At 51.0% G+C, this 402-nt stretch carries 1 rRNA gene; it reads left to right on the top strand.

Annotated features, from left to right (window positions below):
• A 16S ribosomal RNA gene (locus KHA85_RS20500) occupies positions 1 to 402 on the top strand; the annotation flags it as partial.

The following is a 402-nucleotide window of genomic DNA, read 5'->3' as shown; positions in this document are numbered from 1 at the left end:
CTTTATGAGAAAGCCACGGCTAACTACTTGCCAGCAGCCGCGTTAATACGTCGGTGGCGAGCGTTATCCGGAATTCTTGGGCGTAAAGAGTTAGCAGGCGGCGGCCTAGGTCTGTGGTGAAAGACTTAAGCTTAACTTCATTAAGCCATAGAAACCGGGCTGCTAGAGTGCAGGAGAGGATCGTGGAATTCCATGTGTAGCGGTGAAATGCGTAGATATATGGAGGAACACCAGTGGCGAAGGCGACGGTCTGGCCTGTAACTGACGCTCATTCCCGAAAGCGTGGGGAGCAAATAGGATTAGATACCCTAGTAGTCCACGCCGTAAACGATGAGTACTAAGTGTGGGGAGTCAAATTTCAGTGCCGGAGTTAACGCAATAAGTCCTCCGCGTGAGTAGTAC

The organism is Dietzia massiliensis, assembly GCF_018390595.1.
Lineage (GTDB): Bacteria > Actinomycetota > Actinomycetes > Mycobacteriales > Mycobacteriaceae > Dietzia > Dietzia massiliensis.
This window is presented reverse-complemented; position numbering and strand designations above follow the sequence as displayed.